At 71.5% G+C, this 22874-nt stretch carries 20 protein-coding genes; 9 read left to right on the forward strand and 11 right to left on the reverse strand.

The annotated features are described in order from the left end of the window. The first annotated feature begins 110 nt into the window (after positions 1-110). Positions 111-1874 (forward strand): arginine--tRNA ligase, encoded by a 1764-nt coding sequence (gene argS, locus DWB77_RS16830; protein ID WP_120722043.1) that lies wholly within the window; start codon positions 111-113, stop codon positions 1872-1874. 32 nt (positions 1875-1906) lie between these two features. On the opposite strand, the gene DWB77_RS16835 is transcribed toward argS, so the two are convergent. Next, complete coding sequence (locus tag DWB77_RS16835; RefSeq protein WP_120722044.1) at positions 1907-3274, reverse strand: helix-turn-helix domain-containing protein; 1368 nt, start codon at positions 3272-3274, stop codon at positions 1907-1909. Between the two features lie 320 nt (positions 3275-3594). Here DWB77_RS16835 and DWB77_RS37810 point away from each other — a divergent pair, with 320 nt between their 5' ends. After that, positions 3595-4323, forward strand: a complete 729-nt coding sequence (locus DWB77_RS37810) for a DUF4232 domain-containing protein (RefSeq protein WP_162952544.1) — start codon at positions 3595-3597, stop codon at positions 4321-4323. Between the two features lie 1088 nt (positions 4324-5411). Here the strand turns inward: DWB77_RS37810 and DWB77_RS16850 are convergent. After that, positions 5412-6860, reverse strand: a complete 1449-nt coding sequence (locus tag DWB77_RS16850; protein ID WP_120722047.1) for an MFS transporter — start codon at positions 6858-6860, stop codon at positions 5412-5414. 117 nt (positions 6861-6977) lie between these two features. Between DWB77_RS16850 and DWB77_RS16855 the strand changes: the two genes are divergently transcribed. Next, the gene (locus DWB77_RS16855; protein ID WP_120722048.1) at positions 6978-7619 is read left to right on the forward strand and encodes a helix-turn-helix domain-containing protein; all 642 of its coding nucleotides are present in this window, start codon (positions 6978-6980) and stop codon (positions 7617-7619) included. Between the two features lie 65 nt (positions 7620-7684). Here the strand turns inward: DWB77_RS16855 and DWB77_RS16860 are convergent, their stop codons facing one another. Together DWB77_RS16860 and DWB77_RS16865 are read right to left on the reverse strand one after the other, a co-directional pair. Next, a complete protein-coding gene (locus tag DWB77_RS16860; RefSeq protein ID WP_120722049.1) occupies positions 7685-8887 on the reverse strand; it encodes a PLP-dependent aminotransferase family protein in 1203 nt (400 codons plus the stop codon). A gap of 134 nt (positions 8888-9021) precedes the next feature. After that, entirely contained in the window at positions 9022-9417 is a 396-nt protein-coding gene (locus tag DWB77_RS16865; protein WP_120722050.1) for an ATP-binding protein, read from the reverse strand. A gap of 155 nt (positions 9418-9572) precedes the next feature. Here DWB77_RS16865 and DWB77_RS16870 point away from each other — a divergent pair, with 155 nt between their 5' ends. The 4 genes from DWB77_RS16870 to DWB77_RS16885 all read left to right on the forward strand — a co-directional run bounded on the left by DWB77_RS16870 (position 9573) and on the right by DWB77_RS16885 (position 12232). Next, positions 9573-10358: a helix-turn-helix domain-containing protein gene (locus tag DWB77_RS16870; RefSeq protein WP_120722051.1), complete on the forward strand. Its 786-nt coding sequence runs from the start codon at positions 9573-9575 to the stop codon at positions 10356-10358. Beyond that, positions 10355-10591: a DUF397 domain-containing protein gene (locus DWB77_RS16875; protein ID WP_120722052.1), complete on the forward strand. Its 237-nt coding sequence runs from the start codon at positions 10355-10357 to the stop codon at positions 10589-10591. Before DWB77_RS16870 ends, DWB77_RS16875 begins: the two co-directional genes overlap by 4 nt. Positions 10592-10648: 57 nt before the next feature. Further along, positions 10649-11410 carry a DUF4253 domain-containing protein gene (locus tag DWB77_RS16880; RefSeq protein ID WP_120722053.1) on the forward strand — a complete coding sequence of 254 codons (762 nt, stop codon included), beginning with the start codon at positions 10649-10651 and terminating at the stop codon, positions 11408-11410. A gap of 63 nt (positions 11411-11473) precedes the next feature. Beyond that, on the forward strand, positions 11474-12232 hold the full coding sequence (locus tag DWB77_RS16885; protein WP_120722054.1) for a hypothetical protein: 759 nt from the start codon (positions 11474-11476) through the stop codon (positions 12230-12232). Between the two features lie 87 nt (positions 12233-12319). Here DWB77_RS16885 and hemB read toward each other — a convergent pair whose 3' ends face one another. From hemB to DWB77_RS16920, 7 genes are all read right to left on the reverse strand, one after another. Next, entirely contained in the window at positions 12320-13309 is a 990-nt protein-coding gene (hemB, locus tag DWB77_RS16890; RefSeq protein ID WP_120722055.1) for a porphobilinogen synthase, read from the reverse strand. Positions 13310-13380: 71 nt separating this feature from the next. Beyond that, on the reverse strand, positions 13381-14631 hold the full coding sequence (locus DWB77_RS16895; RefSeq protein ID WP_120722056.1) for a serine hydrolase domain-containing protein: 1251 nt from the start codon (positions 14629-14631) through the stop codon (positions 13381-13383). A gap of 185 nt (positions 14632-14816) precedes the next feature. Continuing rightward, positions 14817-16463, reverse strand: coding sequence for a uroporphyrinogen-III synthase (locus DWB77_RS16900; protein ID WP_120722057.1), 1647 nt, complete (start codon positions 16461-16463; stop codon positions 14817-14819). After that, on the reverse strand, positions 16460-17419 hold the full coding sequence (gene hemC, locus DWB77_RS16905) for a hydroxymethylbilane synthase (RefSeq protein ID WP_120722058.1): 960 nt from the start codon (positions 17417-17419) through the stop codon (positions 16460-16462). Before hemC ends, DWB77_RS16900 begins: the two co-directional genes overlap by 4 nt. After that, positions 17416-19017 carry a glutamyl-tRNA reductase gene (locus DWB77_RS16910; protein WP_120722059.1) on the reverse strand — a complete coding sequence of 534 codons (1602 nt, stop codon included), beginning with the start codon at positions 19015-19017 and terminating at the stop codon, positions 17416-17418. Before DWB77_RS16910 ends, hemC begins: the two co-directional genes overlap by 4 nt. Continuing rightward, complete coding sequence (locus tag DWB77_RS16915) at positions 19014-19784, reverse strand: redox-sensing transcriptional repressor Rex (protein ID WP_120722060.1); 771 nt, start codon at positions 19782-19784, stop codon at positions 19014-19016. The genes DWB77_RS16910 and DWB77_RS16915 overlap by 4 nt, the downstream gene beginning before the upstream one ends. Before the next feature lie 324 nt (positions 19785-20108). Continuing rightward, positions 20109-20393 carry a glutaredoxin family protein gene (locus DWB77_RS16920; protein ID WP_120722061.1) on the reverse strand — a complete coding sequence of 95 codons (285 nt, stop codon included), beginning with the start codon at positions 20391-20393 and terminating at the stop codon, positions 20109-20111. Positions 20394-20533: 140 nt separating this feature from the next. Between DWB77_RS16920 and DWB77_RS16925 the strand changes: the two genes are divergently transcribed. Then, positions 20534-21484, forward strand: a complete 951-nt coding sequence (locus DWB77_RS16925; protein WP_120722062.1) for an HAD family hydrolase — start codon at positions 20534-20536, stop codon at positions 21482-21484. A 377-nt stretch (positions 21485-21861) separates the two neighbouring features. After that, the gene (locus DWB77_RS16930; protein WP_053724590.1) at positions 21862-22650 is read left to right on the forward strand and encodes an ECF subfamily RNA polymerase sigma factor, BldN family; all 789 of its coding nucleotides are present in this window, start codon (positions 21862-21864) and stop codon (positions 22648-22650) included. The last annotated feature ends 224 nt before the right edge of the window (positions 22651-22874 follow it).

Raw genomic sequence — 22874 nt, forward strand, 5'->3', positions numbered from 1 at the left:
CAGACGGAACGAGCTCCTCCGGGGTTGCCCGTATCTCAGGAGAAAGGCAAGGGGGCAGCGTGGGAGAATCGGAGCGCAATCGTCCTCACTCCCGACAGGAACGGCACCTCATGGCCTCGGTCCATTCCCTCGCTTCCACTGTCCAGCAGCGCCTGGCGGACGCCCTTTCGGCTGCCCTGCCGGAGGCCGGCTCCACCGACCCGCTGCTGCGCCGAAGCGACCGGGCCGACTTCCAGGCCAACGGCATCCTGGCCCTCGCCAAGAAGCTGAAGGGCAACCCGCGCGAGCTCGCGACGAAGGTCACCGACGCGCTGGCCGCGCCCGACCTCCTCAAGGACGTCGAGGTGTCCGGCCCCGGCTTCCTCAACATCACGCTCACCGACCGGGCGATCATCGAGACGCTCGCCGCGCGCGCCGCCGACGACCGGCTCGGCGTGCCGCTGAAGGCGAACCCGGGCGTCACCGTCATCGACTACGCCCAGCCCAACGTGGCCAAGGAGATGCACGTCGGCCACCTGCGCTCGGCGGTCATCGGCGACGCGCTGCGGGGCATGCTCGACTTCACCGGCGAGAAGACCGTCGGCCGCCACCACATCGGCGACTGGGGCACCCAGTTCGGCATGCTCATCCAGTACCTGATCGAGAACCCCGGCGAGCTGGCCCCGGCCGACGCCGTCGACGGCGAGCAGGCCATGAGCAACCTGAACCGGGTCTACAAGGCCTCGCGGGCCGTCTTCGACTCCGACGAGGAGTTCAAGGAGCGGGCCCGCAAGCGGGTCGTCGCCCTCCAGTCCGGCGACAAGGAGACCCTGGAACTGTGGCAGCAGTTCGTGGACGAGTCGAAGGTCTACTTCTACTCGGTCTTCGAGAAGCTGGACATGGAGATCCGCGACGACGAGATCGTCGGCGAGTCCGCCTACAACGACCTCATGCCGGAGACGGCGCGGCTCCTTGAGGAGTCCGGCGTCGCCGTGCGCTCCAACGGCGCGCTCGTGGTCTTCTTCGACGAGATCCGGGGCAAGGACGACCAGCCGGTGCCGCTGATCGTGCAGAAGGCCGACGGCGGCTTCGGCTACGCGGCCTCCGACCTCTCGGCGATCCGCAACCGGGTCACCGAGCTGGACGCCACGACGCTGATCTACGTCGTGGACGTACGCCAGTCGCTGCACTTCAAGATGGTCTTCGAGACGGCCCGCCGGGCGGGCTGGCTCGGCGACGACGTCACCGCGCACAACATGGGCTACGGCACGGTGCTCGGCGCGGACGGCAAGCCGTTCAAGACCCGTGAGGGCGAGACGGTCAAGCTGGAGGACCTCCTCGACGAGGCCGTCGAGCGGGCCACCGCCGTCGTGCGCGAGAAGGCCGAGAAGATCGGCCTGACCGAGGAGGAGATCGTCGAGAACGGCCGGTACGTCGGCATCGGCGCAGTCAAGTACGCGGACCTCTCCACCTCGGCCAACCGGGACTACAAGTTCGACCTGGACCAGATGGTGTCGCTCAACGGCGACACCTCCGTCTACCTCCAGTACGCCTACGCCCGGATCAAGTCGATCCTGCGCAAGGCCGACGACGCGACCCCGGCCGCCCACCCCGAGCTCGAACTCGCCCCGGCGGAGCGGGCGTTGGGCCTGCACCTCGACGCGTTCGGCGAGCTGCTCACGGAGGCCACGGCCGAGTACGCGCCGCACAAGCTGGCGGCGTACCTGTACCAGCTCGCCTCGCTGTTCACGACGTTCTACGACCAGTGCCCGGTGATCAAGCCGCGCCCGGAGCAGGACGTCGTCGAGAACCGTCTGCTCCTGTGCGAGCTGACCGCCCGGACGCTGCACCAGGGCATGGCGCTGCTCGGCATCCGGACCCCCGAGCGCCTCTAGTCCGCCTCAACTCCCGTGTGGGGCCGCCTGGTTCACCCGATGTCCAGGTGGTCCCACACATTGGTGTCCAGGCGGTACTCGTACGCCGGGCGGCCCTTGATGGCGCTGGTGTGGAACGGCTTGCCGTGGTCGTCCACGCGGATCTTGTCCGAGCGGTCGCCGCTGCTCCAGGAGACCTCCAGGTACCAGCTCACGTCGTGCGCCTCGGTGTGCACGTTCAGGTCGAAGACCTCGGGGTCGCTGGTGGACACCTTGAAGGGGAAGTCGCGGGCCGGGACCTTGCCGTCGGCCTGCCGGCCCGCGACCGGCTTGGTGACCGGCTGGGCCGCGTCGAGGTCGATGTCGAAACTCTGCGGTTCGACAACGCCGCCGCATCCCGAACCCATCGAGTACGCCGTCCAGTCGAGCGGCGCCTGACGGCCCACCACCCGCACGTCGATCCCGGTGATCACCACCGCGTCCTGGGTCTTGCCGGTCGCGGCCAGCTCCAGTTTCAGCTCCCCGCCGTCGACCCCGCCCAGCGCCCGCGCCCAGGCGCGCCGGTCCTGCTCGTTGGTCGGCGGCGGCGGCACCGCGCCGGGCTTCTGGTCCAGCAGGAAGAACTTCCCGCACGGCCCGTCCCAGTCGTACGAGCCGATGCCGACGCTCAGCGGAACGCCCTCCACGGGCGCCTGCTTCTTCTGCCCCTTGGACACCGGGGTGCCCGGGACGGACGGAGCGGCAGACGAGCCGGACGGGCTCGGGCTTCCACTCGCGCCGGGGCTCGGACTGGCACTGGCCGACGGCCGCGCCGCGCTGCGCGTGCCGAGCGGCGTACTCGTTCCGGCGTCGGCGACGGTGTCGCTGCTGCTGCCGCTGCCGCTCGGCCGGTCCGACAGGGTGGCGAGCGCTGTCACCGGCACCGCGACCGCGACGACGGCGGCGCCGATGAGCGCGAGCCGCGTCCTCTTGCTGAGCCGCCTTCCGGGCAGCCCTGGCCGGCGCACCCGCTTCCCGGCCACGGCCGGCCCGACGGCGGGCAGCTCGGCGTCGACGGGCGGGGTGGGTTCGGTGGGTTCGGTGGGCGCGGCCCCGGGCGGGTTCTCGGGGGTGCTTTCGGCAGCGGCAGCGGTAGCGGCGGGGGGCTGGGGCGGGGTCGTCCCGCGTGCGCGGCGCCGCGCCTCGTCCGCCAGGATCCAGCGCCGGTGCAGCTCGACGGACTCCTCGGGGCTCGCCCCGCACAGCCGGGCGAGCCGCTCCACTGGGGCGTACTCGTTCGGGACCGCGTCGCCGTTGCAGTACCGGTGGAGCGTGGACGTACTCATGTGGAGGCGGCCCGCGAGCACTCCGTAACTGCGTCCGGAGCGGTCCTTCAACTCCCGCAAGAGCGCCGCGAACTGCTCGGACTCGGTTGTCGCCATGCCCCGGTTCCCTCCCCATCCATCCCAGGAACGCATTCCAGGGACAGGTCGTTTCCCCAGGTCAAAGGGTGTTTCAGCGTTCCAGCTTCCCCCATTGTCCCTTGCTCGTTGCCGGGCCGTCGGACCGGCCCGCAAGGTAGGTGCAGCAAGCAGCCGAACAGCCCGCTCCGGGAGCAGTCCATGCGATTCCGCATCCGGTTCAACGTGGCGGATTCCCTGGCCGTGGTCGTTCTGGCCGTCGCCATCGCCACCCTCGTCACGCTGATCCACCACTACCACCGCTGACGCGTACGTCACTCACACGGGGAGCACCCACCACCATGCGCACCAACTTCCGCATCGCCGCCGCCGCGACCACCACGCTCGTCGCCGCCCTCGCCCTGACGGCCTGCGGCAGCGGGTCGGGCTCCGAGGCGGGCGACAAGCCGTCCGCCTCGGCGTCCGGGTCCGCGTCCGCCCCGGCGACGGGTGACCCTGCGGGTGCGGGGTCTGGCTCGTCCGGCTCGGGCTCGGGCTCGGGCTCGGGCCCGGGCGCCGGGAAGCACAGCCCCGGTACGCCGGCTAAGGCGACCGGCAAGTCCACGAAGAAGCCGGCGTCCGGGGGTACGGGTGGTGGGGGTGGCACCGACGCGCCGTGCACCGGCGCCAATGTGAAGCTGACCGCGACGCCGGTGTCGCGCCCGATCAACCACATCCTGCTGACGGCCACCAACACCGGCAAGACGCCGTGCAACGCCTACGACGCGCCTGCGGTCGCCTTCTCCAACGCGCAGTCCCCGATCGCGGTCGACAAGGACACGATTCCGCAGGCGGTGGTGTCGTTGGCGCCGGGGGCGTCGGCGTACGCCATGGTGCGGACGATGGGGGAACCCGACGGGACTCCGTCCTACCAGGCGGGGCAGGTCGTCGTGTTCTTCCGGGGGAAGGTCGGGATGGAGTCGACGGGGCGGTCGGCGTATGCGGCGTTGTCGAAGGGGGTGGCTGTGGTGGATGCCCAGGCGACCTCCACGTACTGGCAGCCCGACCTGTCCACCCTCGCCTCCTGGTAACCCCGTGGGCCTCCGCCCCCGGGCCCCTTTGCCCACCCACCCGCCCGTGCAGCGGGCTGGTCGGTCCCGGCCCCCTGGGGCTCCGCCCCAGCCCCCAACGCGTTTGCCCACCCACCCGCCCGTGACGGGGATTGAAGGGTCCGGCCCCGGGGGCTCCGCCCCAGACCCCGAGCACCTTTGCCCACCCACCCGCCCGTGCAGCGGACTGAAAGGTTCGGCCCCTGGGGCTCCGCCCCAGACCCCGTTCGCGCCTGAAGGGCGCTCGTCCTCAATCGCCGGACAGGCTGAGGTGCCGGCCAGCATCGAGTGGCTAAGGGGCGCGGGGAACTGCGCGACCAGCCACGCACGACCGGCAGACGAAAACGGGTTTTCTTGGGGGCGCGGGGAACTGCGCGACCAGCCACTCACGGCCCGCAGACGAAAACGGGTTTTCTTGGGGGCGCGGGGAACTGCGCGACCAGCCACCCACGGCCCGCAGACGAAAACGGGTTTTCTTGGGGGCGCGGGGAACTGCGCGACCAGCCACCCACGGCCCGCAGACGAAAACGGGTTTTCTTGGGGGCGCGGGGAACTGCGCGACCAGCCACCCACGGCCCGCAGACGAAAACGGGTTTTCTTGGGGGCGCGGGGAACTGCGCGACCAGCCACCCACGGCCCGCAGACGAAAACGGGTTTTCTTGGGGGCGCGGGGAACTGCGCGACCAGCCACCCACGGCCCGCAGACGAAAACGGGTTTTCTTGGGGGCGCGGGGAACTGCGCGACCAGCCACCCACGGCCCGCAGACGAAAACGGGTTTTCTTGGGGGCGCGGGGAACTGCGCGACCAGCCACCCACGGCCCGCAGACGAAAACGGGTTTTCTTGGGGGCGCGGGGAACTGCGCGACCAGCCACCCACGGCCCGCAGACGAAAACGGGTTTTCTTGGGGGCGCGGGGAACTGCGCGACCAGCCACCCACGGTCTGCGGGCGAAGACGGGTTTTGGGGGCGCGGGGAACTGCGCAAAAGCCACCACGGCCCGCACGCCGACAGCGGGCTCAGGGGCGCGGGGAACTGCGCAAAAAGCAACGCCCCGCAGGCGCAAGCGGGTTCAGGGGCGCGGGGAACTGCGCGGAGGCCTGGCCGCCGGCGCCGCCGCCAAGGCGAGCAGCAGCAACCCCGCCGCCACCCCGAACGTGACCCGCATCCCGAAGCCCACCGCCCCCTCCCCCGCCACCGCGACATCCCGAACCCCCGCCGCGAGAGCAAATACCGCTCCCATCACGGACGACCCCGTAACCAGCCCCAGGTTCCGGGACAACTGGAGCACCCCAGACACCAGCCCGCGCCGCGACACCCCGACGCCCCTCATCACCGCCGTGTTGTTCGCCGTCTGGAACACCGCGTACCCGGCCGTCACCACCGCCAGCGGCACGACGTAACCCACTACGCCAAGGGACAGAGGCGACACGGCCAGCAGCACGCAGCCGAGCGCCGACGCCCCGAGCCCCGCCACCGTCGTGCGGTACGTGCCCCAGCGGTCCACGACCCGCCCCGCCGGCACCCCCGTCACCGCCGCGACGAGCGGCCCCGTGGACAGGACCAGCCCCACCAGCGCGTCGCGCAGACCGAGCGCACGCGTGAGGTAGAACGGGCCGACCACCAGCGTCGCCATCATCACCGTCGAGACGAGCGTGCTCATGACGAGGCTCGCGCTCAGGGCCCGGTCCCGGAACATGGCCGGCCGCACCAGCGGGGAAGCCGTCCGCTTCTCGACCCGTACGAACAGAACGCCCGCCAGCACCGCCGCCACGAGCAGCACCCCCATGAGCGGGCCGACGCGCCCGTGGCCCAGGGTCATGGCCAGCGCGTACGCGCCGAGTGCGACGGCGAGCAGCACCGTACCCACGTGGTCGAAGGCGGGCCGGGACGAGCCCAACTCAAGCCGACCCGGGGGCAGTTGGCGGCGCGCCAGCAGCAGCGTCGCCACCCCCAGCGGCACCGTGACGTAGAAGATCGCCCGCCAGCCGAAGCCGGAGAGCAGGACGCCTCCCAGCGACGGGCCGAGCGCGGTGCCGACCGCGGACATCGTGCCGAGCAGCCCCATCGCCCGGCCGGTCCGCTCCTTGGGGACCGTCTCCCCCACGAACGCCATGGTCAGGGCCATCATCACCGCCGCCCCGAGCCCCTGCGCCGCGCGCCCCGCGACGAGCAGCCACAGCGTGGGCGCGGCCCCGCACGCCGCCGAGGCCACGGTGAACAGCAGGATGCCGGACAGGAGCAGCCGTCGGCGTCCGAGAAGATCGCCCAGCTTTCCGGCGCCGACGATCAGCGTCGTGACCGCCAACAGGTAGGCCAACACGACCCATTGGACCTGTTGGAACGAGGCGTCGAAGGCGTGCGCCAGGGTCGGCAGGCCCACATTGGCGATGCTCGTGCCCAGCGAGGAGAGCAGCATCGACAGCGAAAGCCCGGCGAGCGCCCACCGCCCCGAACCCGACCTCTGCCCCTCGCGTCCCGTCGCCGTCCCGGGCACCCTCGCGTCGATGGATCTCACCATGAACCCCGCTCTCCGACCGGAGCCCGCCGTACGGGCTCATGCCGCAGAAGGTGCTCCCGCGTGCCGAGAACGGCAACATTCGTTGCCGATCCCGGGATCGTGGGGTGAAATGCCCGTATGGCCAGCAAGCAGCCGCCCGAGCGGCACACGACCACACAGCCGACCCCCTCCCCCCACCAGGCCGTGCTCGACGAGGTCGGCCCCCGGCTCAAGCGGCTGCGTGCCCGGCGCGGACTGACCCTGGCCGCGCTCGCCGAGACGACCGGCATCTCCAAGAGCACCCTGTCCCGCCTCGAATCGGGCCAGCGCCGCCCCAGCCTGGAGCTTTTGCTTCCGCTGGCCCACGCGTACGGCGTGCCGCTGGACGATCTGGTGGGCGCGCCCGAGGTCGGCGACCCCCGGGTACGGCTGAGCCCGCGCCCCCACGCGAACGGCGGCACTTTCGTCCCGCTGACCCGCTCGCCCGGCCCCCTCCAGGCGTACAAGCTGGTCATCCCGGACCGGGGCGCCGAGCCGGAGCTCCGCTCGCACGAGGGTTACGAGTGGTTGTACGTCCTGGACGGCCGGCTGCGTCTCGTCCTGGGACAGCACGACCTGGTGCTGGGCCCCGGCGAGGTCGCCGAGTGGGACACCAAGGTCCCGCACTGGTTCAGCAGCGCCGACGGCCGCCCCGTGGAGGTGCTGAGCCTCTTCGGCCGCCAGGGCGAGCGCATGCACGTACGCGCCAAGCCGAAGGGGGACGGTGGCCCCGTCAACTGACCGCGAAGGCAAGGGGGTTGAGGCAGCACCGCGCCCCTTGAGCGCCCCGCACCCCTAGGCGCACCTCACCCCTTGAGCGCGCGCCCCAACCGCGCCAGCCCCTCCGCGATCTCGTCCGGGGCGGACGTGACGAAGCACAGCCGCAGCGCGGCCGGGTCCGCCGCTCCGGCGAAGAAGGGCGCGCCGGGAACGTACGCCACGTCGTACTCAATGACCTTGCTGAGCAAGGCAGTTGCGTCACTCCCCTCCGGCAGGCGGGCCCACAGGAACATGCCGCCCTCGGGCCGGTTCCAGGTCGAGCCCTCGGGCAGCGCGTCGGGCAGGCCCGCGAGCATGGCGTCGCGGCGTTCGCCGTAGGCGGCCCGCACGATGGCGATGTGCGCGTCCAGGTCCCGGTCGGCCAGATAGCGGGCGGCGGCGAGCTGGTTGACGGTCGGGGTGTGCAGATCGGAGGCCTGCTTGGCGATCACACAGGCCCGCAGCAGCGCGCGGGGCGCCCGCAGCCAGCCGATGCGCAGGCCCGGCGCCATGATCTTCGAGTAGCTGCTGAGCAGCACGGTGCGGTCGGCGGCGTCCTCGTACGAGGAGATCCAGGGCACGTGCTCGCCCTCGTAGCGCAGCTCGCCGTACGGGTCGTCCTCGACGATCCACAGCCCGCGCCGCACCGCCACGTCGGCCACCGCGCGGCGCCGCTCGGCGGTCATGGTGCGGCCGGTCGGGTTCTGGAAGGTGGGGACGCAGTAGAAGAGCTTGGGGCGTTCGCGGGCGACGAGCTCGTCGAGGGCGGCCGGGTCGGGGCCGTCCTCGTCGCAGGGCACGGCGATGATCTGGGCCCCCGCGAAGCCGAAGACCTGCAACGCGGCGAGGTAGCAGGGGTCTTCGACCAGGACCACGTCGCCCGGTTCCAGCAGGGCCGCCGCGAGGAGGGTGAGGCCCTGCTGGGACCCGGTGGTTATCAGCAGGTCGTCGGCGCCGGTCGGCAGCCCCCGCCGGGCGACCCGGGCGGCGGTCGCGCCCCGCAGCGCCGGGCTGCCCTCGGTGGTGGAGTACTGGAGCGCCACGCTCGCCTGCTCCTCCATCACCGCGCGGAACGCGGCGGCCATGCCCGCGCCGTCGAACAGCTCGGGCGCGGGGAGCCCTCCCGCGAACGAGATCACCTCGGGCCGGGCGGTCAGCGCGAGGATCTCCCGTACGGGCGAGGCACCGACGGAAGCGGCACGTGCGGCGAGCGCGGGGACGGCGGCGGCGGCCGATGAGGGGGCAGGCATGGGGGCGGCTCCTGTCGGTTGCTCGGACGTCCTACTACCCGGCACCCTACGCAGCGGCCCGCCACCCCCATCCGGCCATCCCACCATCCGGTCACCCATCTCAAGGCTTGACCCTGTGCCCACGGCCGCACGTCTCAACCCGGCCCCGGACACACGAACTCGCACCACACCGCCTTGCCGGGCTCCCGCTCCCCCACCCCCCACTTGTCGGCCACCGCCTCGACGAGCAGCAGCCCCCGCCCACCCTCGTCCGCCGCGTCCGCGATCCGGGGCACCCCGCCCCCGCTGTCCTGCACCTCGACCCGCAGCACGGCCCCGCCGCACAGCGCCATCCGCAGCAGAAACCCCCGGCCCGGCGGTACCCCGTGCAGCAGTGCATTGGTGGCGAGCTCGCTGACGCAGAGCAGGATGTCGTCAATCCGGTGGAAGAACCCCCAGTCGGAGAGGGCCACCTCGGCGAACTCCCTTGCGGCGGGTACGGATTGGCGCCGCCGGAGGTAGAAGCGTTCGCGGATTTCGTTCTGGGTCATGGGGGGAGAGTTGCGGAGGGGGCGACGCGGGGTGCAGTGCGCCGACCCGTACACATTTTTTGTACGGGTCGGAAATGCGTAACGTACGCGCGCCCATGGGGAGTTGGCAGGACATGCGACGCCCTAGGAAGCGGTCCCGGAAGAACACGTCAGCGATGAAGCTGGTCGGCGCCCTCGTGGCGAACTTCCGCGAAGCCGCCGGCATGACCCAGCGCGAACTCGCCCAGCGCGCCCTCCTCCACCTGGATATGGTCGCGTCGATCGAGCAGGGCCGCCGCCTCCTGAAACCCGACCTCGCCCGCGCCCTGGACGGCATCCTCGACACGAAGGGCGCGCTGGAGACAGCGGTGGCCAACATGCCGGAGATCGACCTGATCCCCGCGTGGGCGGAGGAGTACATGGACCTGGAGCGGGAGGCCATCGCGCTGTCCTGGTTCGAGAACCAGGTACTGCCGGGCCTGCTCCAGACGGAGAACTACGCGCAGGCGGTGTTCCTGAGCAAGGTGCCCGCGATGAGCGAGGACGAGATCGTCGCGCAGGTCGCGGCGCGGCTGGAGCGGCAGGAAATACTCCACCGGAAGGAGCCGCCGACGATCAGCTTCGTCATCGCACAGACCGTGCTGATGGACCGCCTCGGGGGCGGCCAGGTGCGTCGGGAGGTCTTGCGCCATCTCCGCCGGTGCGGGGAGCTACCGGGAATCTCGCTCCAGATCATGCCGTTCGGGCTGAATCGGCATGCCGCTCTCGACGGCCCGTTCACGCTCCTGGAGACGCCGGATCATCAGCACCTCGGCTACACCGAGACCCAGCGAGGCAGCCAAATCATCTCCGACCCCGACGAGGTGAGCATCCTGGCACAGAGGTATGCGATGCTGCGGACTCAGGCCCTCAACACCGAGGATTCCAGGGGCCTGTTGGACCGTTTGCTAGGAGAGCAATGAGCATCGGCGCACCGAAGTGGTTCAAGTCCAGCTACAGCGGCAGCGATGGCGGGCAGTGCCTCGAAATGGCCTGCGACTGGCGCAAGTCGAGCTACAGCAGTGACGAAGGCGGCGAGTGCGTCGAGGTGGCGGCCCACCCCTCCGCCATCCACATCCGCGACTCCAAGAACCCCGACGGCCCCACCCTCACCCTGAACCCCGCCGCCTGGCACGGCTTCCTGACCACCCTCTGAACCACCCGCTCTCCGAGCGGACCCGCGTTGTCAGTGGTGGGATCTACATTCGAGGGCATGGCGATGCTCGCGAATCCACTCCCGCAGTTGACGCACGATCCGACCGGTAGGGCGCTGGGCCTCGCCCTGCCGCCGGGCAGGCTGATGGGGCCGGTGGCCGAGCCCTGGTTCTGGTACGCGGACGAACCGGCCGGGCCGGAGGACTGGGCGCGGCTCGCCGGGGCGCGCAGGGCGGCGGGCCTGCATCCCGTACTGCTCGGCGGTGCAAGGGAGTTGACGGAGTGGGAGCTGGCTCCGCAGGAGATGTCGTATCCGGGCGACCACCACCCGGAGGACGTGCTGGCGGAGTCCTGGGCGGCGTACGCGGGGGACGAGCTGGGCTTCGGGGCCCAGGACTGGCCGGGCCTCGCGGAGGCCCCCGCGCTTCAGGAGGACCCGGACCGCAGGGCGGCCGAGGTGGCGCGCGCGGCGGTGGTCGAGGGCGCGTTGAAGGGGGCCCGCGCGGCCCTGGTCCCGGCCCGCCGCAGCGCGGACATACCGGCGGCGATCGGCTGGGGCGGCTCCCTGCACCACGAGCAGGACGTGGCGCCGCTGTGCGCGGTGCTGCGCTCGTGGGAGGACCGGTTCGGGGTGCGGGTGGTGGGGCTGACACCGGACCACCTCACGATGTCGGTGGCGGCGCCACCCACCGACGAAGAAGAGGCCTTGGTCCTTGCGGCGGAGCACTTCGCGTTCTGCCCCGAGGCGATAGTGACCGACCTGCCGGAGCACGCGGCATCCCTTCTAGGCAAGGGGAGTTGGACCTTCCGGTGGGACTAGGGACTGGTTTCCTTAGCGCATCCCTAACGCGATGATCGATCATCCGGGGAGCATCATGAACACATGAACGAAGCGGGGGCGGGGGGCGCCGTCCGGCCGGTGGCCGGGCAGTCCAGGAGACGGATACTGATCACGACGACAGCGCTCGGCTCGGTCCTGCTGCTGGTGACGGCGTGGCTGCTGCTCGTGTCGATGCCGAAGGCGCTGGCGACCGAGCGGGATTTCCGGGCGGCCCGCGCCTGTCCGCCGGGGGTGTCCGCCCCGGACTGCCTGCGCCCGGTGCCGGCGGTGATCGAGCGCACCACCGTGCGCGGCCCCAAGAGACACACCCTGTGGCTCCACGTCAAAGACGCCGACGGCAGCACACCCGCCCTCTCATTCGCGGGCAAGGGCCAGGAGTCGCACGGGGAACTGGTGGGGAAGCACATCGGCCTGACCTACTGGGAGGGGTCGGTCCGGTACATCGACTGGGCGAACGCGCGCTGGTACACGACCGAGGATCCGCGCGGCGACTACCGGGCCTTTCTGGCCTGGGGGTTGGCCCTCGGATCGGGCGGGCTCGGACTGCTCGCGGTCGGCCTGTGGTCGGTGCGGAGTCCTGCGTGCCTGCCCGACCGGCCTCCGTGGCAGCCCGGAGCGATCACGATGACCACGGTCGCTCTGGCAGGCCTGGGCATCGGGATCGCGTGGATCGTCCCCGGGTGGCGGGCCGCCCTGTCCGCGTACGGCGTGGCGGCGGTGATCGCGGCGGCGGCGTACGCGCTGACGACACTGCTGGTCGGGCGGGCGGAGGCACGCAAGGCCAGGGACGCTGCCGCCTGAGGGGTGCGGGGCACCGGCACACCGCTTCCCGTCAACTGCCCTCCAGGCGGCGGAAGTTGACGGGCAGGCGGCGCCCCGGGGCCGGGCCTACAGGCCCTTGGCGACCTCGGTCGCCCAGTACGTGAGGATCATGTGCGCGCCGGCCCGCTTGATGCCGGTCAGGGTCTCCAGGATCGCCCGGTCGCGCTCGATCCAGCCCTTCTCGGCGGCGGCCTCGATCATCGCGTACTCGCCGCTGATCTGGTACGCCGCGACGGGCACGTCCACCGACTCGGCGACCTTGGCCAGAATGTCGAGGTAGGGACCGGCCGGCTTGACCATGACCATGTCCGCGCCCTCGGCCAGGTCGAGCGCCAACTCCCGCAACGATTCACGGGAGTTGGCCGGGTCCTGCTGGTACGTCTTGCGGTCGCCGCGCAGGGAGGAGCCGACGGCCTCGCGGAAGGGGCCGTAGAAGGCGGAGGAGTACTTGGCGGTGTAGGCCAGGATGGACACGTCCTCGTGGCCGGTCTGGTCCAACGCGTCGCGGATGACGCCGACTTGGCCGTCCATCATCCCCGAGGGGCCCACCACGTGGACGCCCGCGTCGGCCTGCACCTGGGCCATCTCGGCGTAGCGCTCCAGGGTGGCGTCGTTGTCGACGCGCCCGTCCGCGTCGAGGACCCCGCAGTGCCCGTGGTCGGTGTACTCGTCGAGACACAGGTCGGACATGATGACGAGCTCGTCGCCGACCTCCTCCTTCACCGCGCGGATGGCGACCTGGAGGATCCCGTCGGGGTCCGTCCCGGCCGTCCCGGCGCCGTCCTTCTTGGCGTCCTCGGGCACCCCGAAGAGCATGATCCCGGCGACGCCCGCGTCCACCGCCTCGACGGCGGCCTTCCGCAGCGTGTCGAGGCTGTGCTGCACCACGCCCGGCATGGCCTGGATGGGGATGGGCTCGGTGATCCCTTCCCGTACGAAGGCGGGGAGGATGAGGTCGGCGGGGTGCAGCCGGGTCTCCGCGACCATGCGGCGCATGGCGGGGGTGGTGCGCAGCCGACGGGGCCGGGCCCCGGGGAAGGATCCGTACTCAGTCATGCCTCTACGCTACGCCGCCCGGGAGGGCCCCTTTCCCCACCCCCCGCCCCTCCCCGGCGGCCGCGGGCCCCTCAGCCGAAGTCGGGGATCGGATGGTCGGGGGTCAGGGCGGCGGCGATGCGCTGCACGATGGTGTGGGCGGTGTGGCCGTCGACGGAACCGGGATCCTGCGTGGTCGACACCGCGATGGCGAGCCGCTCGGACGGCAGGTACGCCATCGAGGCCGAGTACCCGAAGAACAGGGGGTGCTGGGAGACCCAGTCGTTGAGGACCACCACGCCCATGCCGTAGTGGGTCTCCTCGGTCTGGGCCAGACAGACCGTGGCGGGGCAGGTGGCGGTCGCGTGCCCGAGGCCGACCGTGCCCGGGTTCAGGAGCTCCTCGTACGCGGGCCGGGAGAGCAGTTCGCCCGAGCCGATGCCGCTCGCCGAGCGGGCCAGGTCACAGATGTCGGTGGTCTCCACCGCGCCGGGGGCGGTGGTCCAGGACGGGTTCCAGTACGTGGATTCCTCGTAGGCCCCGCGGTCGGCGGTGAAGGCGTGCAGGGCCGGCTCGGGGATCTCGGGGGTGAAGCTGTTGCGGGTCTCGCGCAGCCCGAGCGGTCCCAGGACCTCCCGTTCGAGGAGCCGGTCGAGGCGGGTGTGGGTGATCTTTTCCAGGGCCTCGCCGAGGAGCACGAAGTTGGCGTGCGAATAGCTCCAGTTGGTGCCCGGCGCGTACCACGGCTCCTGGCTCGTCGAGATGGAGACGAGCTCGTCGGGCGTCCACTGGCGGAACGGGTTGGCGGTGACGGCCTGCTGGAAGCCCGGGTCGGGGACGTAGTCGCGCAGGCCGGTGGTGGAGTTGGCGAGCATCCGCAGGGTGATGCCCCGGCCGTGCGGGATGTGCGGCAGCCATCGCGAGACCGGGTCGTCGAGCCGCACCCTGCCCTGGTCGACCAGGCGCATCAGGGCGGTGCCCATGTAGCTGATGGCGATGTTGCCGTTGCGGAAGTGCATCGCGGGGTCGGCCGGCACCCCCGTCATCGACTCGCCGAGCGCGGAGGTGACCACGTCGTGGCCGTCTTCGGTGACGCGCAGGATCACCGACTTCAGCTTCAGTTCCCGCTTGGCCTGCTCGGCGATGCGCAGGACGTCACGCACCGGGCCGTGGCCGGACGGGTGTGAACTCGCGCAGTGGGCGGGCCAGTTGTCGCCCTCGCCGGTGGTGCGGGCCCTCGCGGCGGCGGGGGCCGGGGCGCTGAGGGCGAGGAGCGCGGTGACCGCGGTGAGCGCGGTCACGGCGGCGCGGCACGGCCGCGATGTTCTGTGAGCGGGGGTCATGGCCGCGAGTATCGAGCGGGGGCCCGGATACGCCCGGCCCCTGTACGTCGATCCGCGCCAACATCACCCGTCAGGCCCACTGGACGGGCCGGCCGGCCCGAAGCCGGCGGCCACCCCGCGGCGTCGCTGCCCGGCGGGACGGGGAACCCGGCGCCGGGCCCCGACCAGGGGCCCGGCATCCGGGATCACGTCGTGCGGCGGCGCCTCGCACCGGGCCGGCGCTCGCTGGGCCGGGTCACGTGCTCACCCGCGGAGACCGCCGCGTCACGGCGGGCCGCGCCGAAGTCGGCGAGCGCCTGGGCCAGCTTGTGCACGGACGGTTCCGGAGCCATGACGTCCACCCGCAGCCCGTGCTCCTCCGCGGTCTTCGCCGTGGCGGGACCGATGCACGCGATGACGGTCACGTTGTGCGGCTTGCCCGCGATGCCCACCAGGTTGCGCACCGTGGAGGACGAGGTGAACAGGACCGCGTCGAAGCCGCCGCCCTTGATCGCCTCACGGGTGTCGGCCGGCGGCGGCGAGGCCCGCACCGTCCGGTAGGCGGTGACGTCGTCGACCTCCCAGCCGAGCTCGATCAGACCCGCCACCAGCGTCTCGGTGGCGATGTCGGCGCGGGGCAGGAAGACGCGGTCGATCGGGTCGAAGACCGGGTCGTAGGGCGGCCAGTCCTCCAGGAGACCGGCGGCCGACTGCTCACCGCTGGGCACCAGGTCCGGCTTCACGCCGAACTCCACGAGCGAGGCCGCGGTCTGCTCGCCGACCGCGGCGACCTTGATCCCCGCGAACGCGCGCGCGTCGAGCCCGTACTCCTCGAACTTCTCGCGCACCGCCTTCACCGCGTTGACGCTGGTGAACGCGATCCACTCGTACCGTCCGGTCACCAGGCCCTTGACCGCGCGCTCCATCTGCTGGGGCGTGCGCGGCGGTTCGACGGCGATCGTGGGCACCTCGTGCGGCACGGCACCGTACGACCTCAGCTGGTCGGAGAGCGAAGCCGACTGCTCCTTGGTACGCGGTACGAGCACCCGCCAGCCGAAGAGCGGCTTGGACTCGAACCACGAGAGCGGGTCGCGCTGGGCAGGGGCACTGCGCTCGCCGACCACGGCTATGACGGCCTGGTGCCCGTCCGGCGAAGGCAGCACCTTCGCCTGCTTGAGCACCTGGGCGACCGAACCCAGCGTCGCGGACCAGGTCCGCTGGCGGGTGGTGGTGCCCGCGATCGTCACCGTCATCGGGGTGTCGGGCTTGCGGCCCGCCGAGACCAGCTCGCCCGCGGCGGACGCGACGGTCTCCAGGGTCGTGGAGACCACCACCGTGCCGTCGCTCGCGCCGACCTCGGCCCAGCACCGCTCGGAGGCGGTACGGGCGTCGACGAAGCGGACGTCGGCGCCACCGGAACCGCGCAGCGGGACACCGGCGTACGCCGGCACACCGACCGCGGCGGCGACGCCCGGCACCACCTCGAAGGGGATGCCCTCGGAGGCGCAGGCCAGCATCTCGCCGGCGGCGTCGCCGTCGAGGCCCGGGTCGCCGGCGACCGCACGGACGACCCGCCTGCCGGAGCGCGCGGCCTCCATGACAAGATTGGCGGCGTCCCGCAACACCGGGATCCCGGCGGTTGTTGACGCCTCGTCAATGATCGTCAGCTGAGGTGTGTCCACACCTGCCCGCGCGTGCGCGCGAACAACGTCGAGCACGGCCGGCTCGGCGATCAGGACATCGGCCGACGCCAGCGCCTCCACGGCGCGCAGCGTCAGGAGACCGGGGTCACCGGGACCGGCACCGAGGAAGGTGACGTTTCCGGCTGCGGTGGGGTGGTTGGTGGGGCTCAAAGTGCTCGCTCCCCCATAAGACCGGCCGCACCCTTGGCGAGCATCTCGTCCGCGAGTTCGCGTCCGAGGGCCATCGCTTCGTCGTGCGACGTTGGTACGGGACCGGTGGTGGACAGCTGCACCAGCGAGGAACCGTCGGGGTTGCCGACGACTCCGCGCAGGCGCATCTCATGAACAATCTGCCCGTCGGCCAGAACGTCGGCCAGCGCGCCCACAGGTGCGCTGCAACCGGCCTCCAGGGCGGCGAGCAGGGATCGCTCGGCGGTCACGGCGACCCGGGTGAAGGGGTCGTCGAGCTCGGCGAGCACGGCGGCGAGGTCGGCATTGGCTGCCGTGCACTCGATCGCCAGGGCCCCCTGGCCGGGGGCGGGCAAAACGGTGTCGACCGACAGGGACTCGGTCACGACGTCGGAGCGGCCGATGCGGTTGAGCCCCGCGGCGGCCAGGACCACCGCGTCGAGCTCGCCCTTGGTGACGTATCCGACGCGGGTGTCGATGTTGCCGCGGATCGGCACGGTCTCGATCGTCATCCCGTGGCTGCGGGCGTACGCGTTGAGCTGCGCCATCCGCCGCGGCGAACCGGTGCCCACCCGGGCGCCGTCCGGGAGTTCGGCGAAGGTCAGCCCGTCCCGGGCGACCAGCACGTCGCGCGGGTCCTCGCGGACCGGCACCGCGGCGAGCACCAGGTCGGGGTGGTGGGCGGTCGGCAGGTCCTTGAGCGAGTGCACCGCGAAGTCGACCTCGCCGCGCAGCAGCGCGTCGCGCAGCGCCACGACGAACACACCGGTGCCGCCGATCTGCGCCAAGTGCTCACGCGAGGTGTCGCCGTACGTGGTGATCTCCACGAGCTCGACCCGGCGGCCGGTCAACTGCCGTACGGCGTCGGCCACATGGCCGGACTGGGCCATGGCGAGCTTGCTGCGCCTGGTCCCGAGTCTCAGTGCTTTCTCGGTCATGACCGCCCTCGGTTCTTGACATCGGCGTCGTTCAGATCGGCCCGGGAGACGGCGGCCACCGTCTCGGGGTCGAGGTCGAAGAGAGTGCGCAGCGCGTCCGCGTACCCGGCGCCGCCGGGCTCGGCGGCGAGCTGCTTGATCCGCACGGTCGGCGCGTGCAGGAGCTTGTCGACGACGCGGCGCACGGTCTGGGTGACCTCGGAGCGCTGCTTGGCGTCGAGGTCCGGCAGCCGGCCCTCCAGGCGCGCGACCTCGCCGGCCACCACCTCGGCGGCCATGGCGCGCAGCGCCACGACGGTGGGCGTGATGTGCGCGGCCCGCTGGGCGGCGCCGAACGCGGCCACCTCGTCGGAGACGATGGCGCGCACCTGGTCCACGTCGGCGGCCATCGGGGCGTCGGCGGAGGCGTCGGCGAGCGACTCGATGTCGACGAGCCGCACCCCGGGCACCCGGTGGGCGGCGGCGTCGATGTCCCGCGGCATGGCGAGGTCGAGCAGCGCCAGCTTCACGGGCCCTGCCTGTACGGGGATGTCGCGACGGGGATACGTGATGCGCCGCTGGGTGTTCTCGGCCCAACTGCCGTGCAGCTCAAGGGAGTCGGCGTCGGTGGTCGGCGCCGCGGCGGCCGCGCCATCGGCCCTGAGCGCCTCGTCGACCACCCCGAACCCGGCCACCGCGGCACCCGCGGCCGCCGTTCCGGTCAGGCCCACGGGACACCCCAGGTGCGCGGCGGCGTCAACCGCGGCGACCGGCGCCGGCTCGGTGAGGCTCTCGCCCACGGCCTCGGCCACCGCCTCGCCGGTCAGCACCAGACCCGTGGCCCCCGTACAGGAGACCGCGATGTCGACTCGTGTCAGTTCGCGTGCGACGTCGGCCATCGCCACGGCGCGCGCGGCCGTGCCCGACTCGCCGAGGATCTCCACGAGCCGCTCGGCGCGGGCGTGCGTCCGGTTGGCGACCACGACCTCCTCGACACCGATCCGGCTCAGCGTCGCGGCGGCGAGCGAGGACATGGAGCCGGCGCCGATGACCAGCGCCCGCTTGCCCTTGGCCCAGCCCTCGACGGGCGCGCCCGCGGCGAGCTGCTCAAGACCGAAGGTGACGAGCGACTGCCCGGCCCGGTCGATGCCGGTCTCGCTGTGCGCCCGCTTGCCGACCCGCAGCGCCTGCTGGAACAGGTCGTTCAACAGCCGCCCGGCGGTGTGCAGTTCCTGCCCGAGCGCCAGGGTGTCCTTGATCTGGCCGAGGATCTGCCCCTCGCCGACGACCATCGAGTCGAGGCCGCAGGCCACCGAGAAGACGTGGTGGACGGCCCGGTCCTCGTAGTGCACGTACAGATAAGGGGTGAGCTCCTCCAGGCCGACGCCGCTGTGCTGGGCGAGCAGCGTGGAGAGCTCGGCGACACCGGCGTGGAACTTGTCCACGTCCGCGTACAGCTCGATGCGGTTGCAGGTGGCGAGCACGGCCGCCTCGGCCGCGGGCTCGGCGGCGAGGGTGTCATGGAGCAGCTTGGCCTGCGCGTCCGGGGAGAGGGAGGCCCGCTCCAGGACGCTGACCGGGGCGCTGCGGTGGCTGAGGCCGACGACCAGAAGGCTCATGCCGGCATCACGGCGGGCAGATCCCCGTCCGGTCCCTTCCGGCCATGGCCCGCGGCGCGCACCGGCGGCACCACGGCGGCGGCGGCCTCGGCCACGGCGGCTTCCTCGCCGGCCTTGCGCTGCTCGTGGAAGGCGAGGATCTGGAGCTCGATGGAGAGGTCGACCTTGCGCACGTCGACGCCCTCGGGCACCGACAGAACGGTCGGCGCGAAGTTGAGGATGGAGGTCACCCCGGCCGCGACCAGACGCTCGCAGACCTGCTGGGCGGCGCCCGCGGGGGTCGCGATGACCCCGATCGAGACACCGTTCTCGCTGATGATCTTCTCCAGGTCGTCGGTGTGCTGCACCGGCATCCCGGCCACCGGCTTTCCGGCCATCGCCGGATCGGCGTCTATCAGGGCCGCGACCCGGAAACCACGCGAGGCGAAGCCGCCGTAGTTGGCGAGCGCGGCGCCGAGGTTACCGATACCGACGATCACAACCGGCCAGTCCTGGGTCAGACCCAGTTCACGGGAGATCTGGTAGACGAGATACTCGACGTCGTAGCCCACGCCACGGGTGCCGTACGAGCCGAGGTAGGAGAAGTCCTTGCGCAGCTTCGCGGAGTTGACCCCCGCGGCAGCCGCGAGTTCCTCGGAGGAGACCGTCGGCACGGAGCGCTCCGAGAGTCCGGTGAGCGCACGCAGATACAGCGGAAGCCTGGCGACGGTGGCCTCGGGGATTCCTCGGCTTCGGGTCGCCGGTCGGTGAGTTCGGCCAGTTGCCACGGTGCTCCTGCGGGATGAGCGGGGCTGTAGGCGGCCACATGGCGCAGGGCCGCCCCGTCGGATGCAGGCTATGTCTTTGTGAACGCGTGCACAAAGATGGTGTCCGCTTTGTCCGAGCAAAGTGACCGGGCTCACGCGAGTCGATGCCGTGATCGCGGAACCACAGACGGGTTCAGTCCGTTCAGGACCCGAAGAGGGCAAAGCCGCACACTCTCCTCACAGCGATACCCCCGAACCATGGCAAAACGACCCTTGATGGTAACCGCAACCATCGCGATCCCCACCATTTGCCAGTTCAGCCCGCGGCCCGCGACCACTCCCGGTTCAGCCGGCCAGTGCCCCTTTGAGACGCGCCGGGTCCACGCGCCAGAAGGTGTGCCGCTCGCCGTCGACCAGCACGACCGGGATCTGCTCCCAGTACTCCTCGTACAGCGCCTCGTCCTGAGTGATGTCCTTCTTCTCCCAGGACGCGCCCGTCTCGGCACACACGGCCTCGATCACCTCCTGGGCGTCGTCGCACAGATGACAACCGGGCTTCCCGATCAGCGTGACCACCCGGTCGGCAGGGTTCCCGCCCGGCTTCTTCGTACGTCGCAGCAAGGGACTCATGCCATCCATTGTCCAACCCCGGCCGGGCCCGGGACCCATAACGCCCGAATCGTCCGTTTAACGCGATGGCCCGGCAGAGTTCACGCCATCGCATCCCCAGCGCGTCGGGCGGGCCCGAACAGACTGGCTATGCTCACGGCATGGCCGCACTGGGATGGCTCACCCGTCGTAGGCCCTCGGCGACAGCGCGCAGCGTGCTGGCCGGCGAGGCCGCAGCCGAGGCAGCCCGCAAGTCCTCGCAGGAACTCGCGGAGCTGGTGGAACCGGCCCGCGACAGGGCCGACGAGCTCCCGCCGGAGCCCACGTTCCCCGTCGTCGGGGACGCCCTGGCCGCCGCCTTCTTCGACCTCGACAACACCGTCATGCAGGGCGCCGCCCTCTTCCACTTCGGCCGGGGCCTCTACAAGAGGCAGTTCTTCCAGCGCCGCGAACTCGCCCGCTTCGCCTGGCAGCAGGCCTGGTTCCGGCTGGCCGGCGTCGAGGACCCCGAGCACATGCAGGACGCCCGCGACAGCGCGCTGTCCATCGTCAAGGGCCACCGCGTCTCCGAGCTCATGTCGATCGGCGAGGAGATCTACGACGAGTACATGGCCGACCGCATCTGGCCCGGCACCCGCGCGCTGGCCCAGGCCCACCTCGACGCGGGCCAGAAGGTCTGGCTGGTGACGGCCGCCCCGGTCGAGACCGCCACGATCATCGCCCGCCGCCTCGGCCTGACCGGCGCGCTCGGCACGGTCGCCGAGTCGGTGGACGGCGTCTATACGGGACGCCTGGTGGGCGAGCCCCTGCACGGGCCCGCCAAGGCCGAGGCCGTACGGGCCCTGGCCGCCGCCGAGGGCCTCGACCTCAGCCGGTGCGCCGCGTACAGCGATTCGCACAACGACATCCCGATGCTCTCGCTCGTCGGCCACCCCTACGCCGTCAACCCCGACGCCAAACTCCGCAAGCACGCCCGCGAGCGCGAGTGGCGGCTGCGGGACTACCGCACCGGCCGCAAGGCCGCGAAGGTCGGCATCCCGGCCGCCGCCGGGGTCGGCGCACTGGCGGGCGGCACGGTCGCCGCGATCGCCCTGCACCGCCGCCGCCGCTGACGCCGACGGGCGCCCGTTCGCCACTGTCCGCAGCCATTCGCGATCGCCGGCCGTCGTCGGCCGCCGGAATATTCGATTGTGGGGGTTTCGCCCCTGCCCCCTTGGCCCGCCTGCCCCGTTGCCCGCACGCGCGCACAACAGATCTCCGGCGCGGACAGATCCGAAAGTAATCCGATCAAGTTCTGCTCACTATGTGCGACTTGAATAGCCGCATAGACGTAACAGAAGCGACGGAATCGACGATTTGAGCAACTGGGTGTAGCGCTCCCTGCACGAAGCGTTATTCTCCTCAGACGCAATCCGGAACCCCGCACATCGCCACGATGGGTGAACGGTTCCGCACTGCACGTGATGGAAGCTCTGCCTCTGGGAGTCCCGTGTACCCACACGTCGGGGTTGACGCCTCGGGCCTGGCTACGCTGCGCGGGGCGGTCGTCGACCGCCTGCGCGTCTTCGTCCCCACCGCGTACGCCGGCGCCCCTGCCTTCGCCACCGCAACACCCGTCGGGCCCTGTTATGCCCTGGCCGACGGTGGTGCCGCAGTCGGTAGACGGAGCGGCGGCCGCAGCACGGGCACGTCCGCGACGCCCACCGCCCGCCGGCCCACCGCCGACAGCGACAGCGCCCGCATGATGGATCTCGTCGAGCGCGCACAGGCCGGCGAGGCCGACGCCTTCGGCCGGCTGTACGACCAGTACAGCGACACGGTCTACCGCTACATCTACTACCGCGTCGGCGGCAAGGCGACGGCCGAGGACCTCACCAGCGAGACGTTCCTGCGCGCCCTGCGCCGGATCTCCACCTTCACCTGGCAGGGCCGTGACTTCGGCGCCTGGCTGGTCACGATCGCGCGCAACCTGGTCGCCGACCACTTCAAGTCGAGCCGTTTCCGGCTCGAAGTGACCACCGGCGAAATGCTCGACGCCAACGAGGTCGAGCGCTCCCCCGAGGACTCCGTCCTGGAGTCCCTCTCCAACGCCGCCCTGCTCGAAGCCGTACGCAAGCTCAATCCACAGCAGCAGGAGTGCGTCACCCTGCGCTTCCTCCAGGGCCTCTCGGTCGCCGAGACCGCCCGTGTCATGGGCAAGAACGAGGGCGCCATCAAGACCCTCCAGTACCGAGCGGTACGCACGCTGGCCCGGCTCCTGCCGGACGACGCCCGCTGATCAACGGCCCGTTTGGACCCCACCCGCCGACCCGCCCGCCCGGCGGGTCCAACTCACCGTCCGTGAGCCCTCGATGACGCTGTGGTCCGATCATCCTCCGTCCGTAACCCAAGTGCCGCGTCCGTCGTTGTGCGGGATGAAGGCTCCCTGTGGTCACGCCATGTCCATGGCCGCTCACTCGATCGTGTGGATGTGCTCAAGGCGTGCAACCTTCCAGGCCCCTT

The organism is Streptomyces hundungensis, from assembly GCF_003627815.1.
Classification (GTDB): Bacteria; Actinomycetota; Actinomycetes; order Streptomycetales; family Streptomycetaceae; genus Streptomyces; species Streptomyces hundungensis_A.